Source organism: Rhodopila globiformis (assembly GCF_002937115.1).
Lineage (GTDB): Bacteria > Pseudomonadota > Alphaproteobacteria > Acetobacterales > Acetobacteraceae > Rhodopila > Rhodopila globiformis.
This window is the reverse complement of sequence record NZ_NHRY01000014.1, coordinates 1-4,486: the sequence shown is the minus strand read 5'-3', so window position 1 is coordinate 4,486 and position 4,486 is coordinate 1. Positions and strand designations below refer to the sequence as shown.

At 68.2% G+C, this 4,486-nt stretch carries 4 protein-coding genes and 1 pseudogene; 3 read left to right on the top strand and 2 right to left on the bottom strand.

What is annotated here, in order from left to right; translation table 11 throughout:
* Positions 1-96: pseudogene (locus CCS01_RS34915) on the bottom strand (IS5/IS1182 family transposase); the annotation flags it as partial.
* Positions 97-235: 139 nt separating this feature from the next.
* The gene (locus tag CCS01_RS00280; protein ID WP_193540089.1) at positions 236-739 is read right to left on the bottom strand and encodes a hypothetical protein; all 504 of its coding nucleotides are present in this window, start codon (positions 737-739) and stop codon (positions 236-238) included.
* A gap of 571 nt (positions 740-1,310) precedes the next feature.
* Between CCS01_RS00280 and CCS01_RS00275 the strand changes: the two genes are divergently transcribed.
* Genes CCS01_RS00275 through CCS01_RS00265 form a run of 3 tightly spaced genes read left to right on the top strand, consistent with a single transcriptional unit; the run spans position 1,311 to position 4,152 of the window.
* Complete coding sequence (locus tag CCS01_RS00275) at positions 1,311-2,366, top strand: type III polyketide synthase (protein ID WP_204848086.1); 1,056 nt, start codon at positions 1,311-1,313, stop codon at positions 2,364-2,366.
* Positions 2,363-3,046, top strand: coding sequence for a methyltransferase domain-containing protein (locus tag CCS01_RS00270; protein WP_104516847.1), 684 nt, complete (start codon positions 2,363-2,365; stop codon positions 3,044-3,046). The genes CCS01_RS00275 and CCS01_RS00270 overlap by 4 nt, the downstream gene beginning before the upstream one ends.
* Complete coding sequence (locus CCS01_RS00265) at positions 3,007-4,152, top strand: NAD(P)/FAD-dependent oxidoreductase (protein ID WP_158258158.1); 1,146 nt, start codon at positions 3,007-3,009, stop codon at positions 4,150-4,152. The genes CCS01_RS00270 and CCS01_RS00265 overlap by 40 nt, the downstream gene beginning before the upstream one ends.
* Positions 4,153-4,486 lie beyond the last annotated feature (334 nt).

The following is a 4,486-nucleotide window of genomic DNA, read 5'->3' as shown; positions in this document are numbered from 1 at the left end:
GTTGTTCGCAGCGGTCACGCCAACGGACCCCGGACGGCCCGGCAAATGGTCCTTGATCCGCTCCCACTGGTCGTCGCGCAAGGCATGTCGATGCATCGGTCAGCCTCTCCAAAGCTGACTGCCTATGCATCGAAGAACCGGGGCTGCTGGAATCGGGAAGCCGCTTGTTGATCAACGATTCCGCCGCACTGTTGCAGCCCAGACTCACTCGGCTGGCTCCAATTGACGACACGCCCTAGTCGAGATAGTGCCGCATAAAGGGTTTGCCGGCGAATTTCGCGGCGAGCAGCCCGTCGAAGAAGGCGGCGACCTTGGGGCCGTACATCGGCTTGTACAGATCCGGCGTGACCGCGGACATGTAGATCCGCTTTCGCAGATTGTTGTCGCCGCGTTTCTCCAGGCCCTGGAGGAAGACCGTGACGCCCACTTCCGGCTCTGGCTTCCAGCCCTGGTAGATCAGTCCCCAGAGATCATGTGGCAGGGCGTTCTGCTTGCTGAGCGTCACATCGATCATCGGCAACGCGGGACGTTCACCCTCATAGATGCTGGTGAGGAAGAACGGGATGACAGCGTTCTCCACGTAGGCCGGATCGAAATGGGCCGGGATCGAAGCGCGGAATTTGGCCAGGGCCACGGCAAGATCCGGCGATGCCGGTGTCGTGTCGGCCGCGGAGGTTGTTTTCGGAAGCAGGCCCGCCGCGCTCGTTGCAACGCCTGCCAGAACGGTTCGCCGTTCCATGTGGACGCTCCCATCGCCGGCCTCGTCCGGCGTCGCGGAATGCTATCGGGGCATCGCGAGCCGGGGATGAGTCCGGTGTGCCGTGAGTAGGCCCTGCATCCCAGATCGCATCAGAGTGATCAGTTTGGGGATCCCCGCAACCCGCATCCATGGTTCGGGTTTGAAACGGAGACGTTGCCTCCGGCGAGGGGCATCACGGCACCCGGATGAGACGTCGTGCCCCCAGGCCCATCCCGTCGCGACTGCCTGCGATCATGCAGGAGGACCCAATGCTCGTATCCATCACGCCAATGCGGCGTGGGCCCGCCGGTCCGCCGGGGAATCCAGCGGTTCCGGCCCGGGCAGCCAGGTCGCGCGAGACCCGCTTGCCAGTCGGCCAGTGAAATGACATCGTTGTCCCAACCACATGCAACCTGGGGAAACATCACGCATGGCCACGCCGAACCATCGCCTGCGATGGCAGAACGATCTGCCATCACATGATTGACATCTTTGGGTAACAAATATGCCTGCAACCCTGGGCAGGTGTCCCCAGCAGCCCACATCCGCCTCGCAACAGAAGGGACCGCCCGTGACGCAGGCCTGGCTCAACCGTATCGGCACCGCCGTCCCGCCGCATGACATCCATGCCGCGTTCATCGATTTCGGCCGCGACACGATTGCCGACTGGCACAAGCGCCTTTTGTTCGACCGCATGGCGCGCCTCGCCGACATCGAGCACCGCTACGCGATCTTCGAGCCCGGGCCGCTGCCGCGCGACACCATCCTCGACGCCGCCGGCTTCTACCGGCGCGGCGCGTTCCCCTCCACCGCCGCCCGCATGGCGCAGTACGAGCCGCATGCGCTGCACCTCGCATTGCGCGCGATCCAGGCGCTGGACGCCGACACCAGCCGGATCACCCATCTGGTGGTGGCAAGCTGCACCGGATTCACCGCCCCGGGGCTGGACTTCCAGGTCATGCGCGCCGCCGGGTTGCCCGACGCCACGCACCGCACCATCGTCGGCTTCATGGGCTGCTTCGCCGCCGTCAACGCGCTGAAAGTGGCCAGCCAGATCGTCCTCGCCGACGCCGCCGCCCGCGTGCTGGTGGTCAACGTCGAACTGTCCAGCCTGCATTTGCAGGAGGAGTTCCAGGACGTGCCGAAGATGCTGAGCTTCCTGCTGTTCGGCGACGGCGCCTCGGCCGCCCTGGTCACGGCCGAGCCGCACGGCATCGCGCTCGGCCGCTTCCAGGTCGCGGTGATCCCGCGCTCGGCGGACCTGATCACCTGGCACATCGCCGACACCGGCTTCCTGATGCACCTGTCGGGCCAGGTGCCCGGCCGCATCCGCCGCTGGCTGGCGGAGCATGGGCCAACGCTGCTGCCGCCGCAGCATCCGGCGCTGTGGGCGGTGCACGCCGGCGGGCGATCGATCCTGGACGCGGTGCAGCAGGGGTTGTACCTGTCGCCGGACGCGCTGCGCTTCTCCCGCGCGGTGCTGCGCAACCACGGCAACATGTCCTCGGCAACCCTGATGTTCGTGCTGAACGCCATCCTGAACGACGAAGACGCCCGCGGCCCCGGCCTCGCCATGGCCTTCGGCCCCGGGCTGACGGTCGAAACCTTTGCGTTTGAACGGCCATGATCCTGTCCGCCCGCAGCACGCAGCCGGAGCTGATGGACACCGACTGCGTTGATTTCGACCAGTACAGAAGCTGCCTGCACGACCTGTCGCAGGTGAACGTGCTGACCCTGACCCACCGGCCCATGCTGAAATGGCTGGCCCGGAAAGCAAAGGACCACCCGGACTTCTCCCTGCTGGACATCGCCCAGGGCCACGGCGACGCGCTGCGCCGCATCCGCCGGCGGCATCCGCAGGCGCGGCTGACCGGGATCGACCTCAACCCCTGGGCGAAGCGCGTGGCCGAGGCCGCCACCGACCCGGCCGATCGGATCGAATACATCACCGACGACGCCTTCGCCTACAAGCCGGCCGAGCCGTTCGACTTCATCATCTGCTCGCAGTTCACCCACCACCTGACCGACGAGCAGGTCGTGGCCTTCCTGGGCTGGCTGCGCACCAACGCCGCACGCGGCTGGTTCATCGGCGACGTGCACCGGCACGTGATTCCGTATTACGGCTTTCCGGTGCTCGCCTGGCTCATGCGCTGGGAGCGCTTCATCCGCGACGACGGCCGGATCTCCATCGCCCGGTCGTTCGTCCGCGCGGAGTGGGAAGATTACCTGCGGCAGGCGGGCATCCCGCCGGAGGAGGCGACGATCGCTTGGCATGTTCCGTTCCGGCTGTGCGTCGCGAGCCGCTGATCATCGGCGCCGGCCCCGCCGGCTGTGCCGCCGCCATCACCCTGGCCCGGGCCGGTTGCCACCCCGTGCTGATCGAGCGCGCCAGCGGGCCGGCGGACAAGGTGTGCGGCGATTTCCTCAGCGCCGACACCATCGGGCGGCTGCGCGGTTTCGGCGTCGATCCGGCGGCGCTGGGCGGCTCGGTCATCGGCCGGGTGCGGCTGATCCACCGCGACCGGGTCGCCGAGGCCGCCCTGCCCTTCCCCGCCCTGGGCCTGTCCCGCCGCGTGCTGGACGACGCGCTGCTGCGCCAGGCATCGCAGGCGGGTGCCAAGGTGCTGGCCGGCCGCACCGTCCGCCACCTGACCCGCGAGTTCGGCGCCTGGAGCGTCGAGGCCGACAATACCCCGCCAATGGTCGCCGACGCCGTGTTCCTGGCCACCGGCAAGCACGACCTGCGCGACGTGCCCCGCCCGCGCTCGGACCACGATGCGGTCGGGATGAAGATGTATTTCATCCTCAGCCCGGCGGCGGCCAGGCGGCTGGGCGACGCCACGGAACTGACCCTGTTCCCCGGCGGCTATGCCGGCCTGCAGGCGGCCGAGGATGGCCGCGCCGTGCTGTGCGTCGCGGTGCGGCGGGCGGCGTTCCAGGGCTATGGCGGCGGGTGGACCGGGCTGCTGGCGGCCATCGGCAGGACCAGCGGGCGGTTCCCGGAGATGCTGGCGGGCGCGATCCCGCTGCTGCCGCGTCCGCTGGCCGTCGCCGGCATTCCGTATGGCTACCAGGTGCGGTCCGCGCCGGATGGTTTGTTCCGCCTGGGCGACCAGGCCGCCGTGATTCCATCGCTGACCGGCGACGGCATGGCGATCGCGCTGCACAGCGGCCAGGCAGCGGCCCGCGCCTGGCTGGAGGGCGCCGGTGCGGCCACCTACCACCGTGCCCTGAACCGCACGCTGGCGCCGCAGATGGGACTCGCGCGCGGCTTGCATTCGGCGATGATGGACGGGCTGGCGCAGGGCGCGGTGGTGCAGGCGGCGCGGCTGTTTCCCGGCCTGCTGCGCCAGGCGGCGCGGCATACCAGGCTGCGGAGGGTTCGGCCGTGCGGCTTCAGAACCCGTCAGTGAATCACCGCCCGATATTGCCATAGCAGACCGCAGGCACGCCAGGACACACCCATCGGCCGCAGCCCGGACAGCGCCGACGGCACGGCGGCTGCAGTGAGGTTGAAACGGCAACTCAGCGCCTATGCGGCTGGTCCGGGACAAGCCCGGGCACAGGCTCCGGGCCGCCATCCAGGCGTTTGTTTGGTCCGGCACCGCCAGAAGGAACTCATACCAACCCGCATAAAGAAGGACTCTCCCGGCCGGGCGCCTGGTTGACAGCACGTTCAAGGTTCGATTCGTAACCTCGAACGGCATTCGGACCAGGAGAGACGATGATGGGATCGCCATTGACGGT

Bases quoted from the DNA above. Each gene is read 5' to 3' on its own strand.
- CCS01_RS00280 (WP_193540089.1), bottom strand. From the start codon at position 739: ATGGAACGGCGAACCGTTCTGGCAGGCGTTGCAACGAGCGCGGCGGGC.
- CCS01_RS00270 (WP_104516847.1), top strand. From the start codon at position 2,363: ATGATCCTGTCCGCCCGCAGCACGCAGCCGGAGCTGATGGACACCGAC.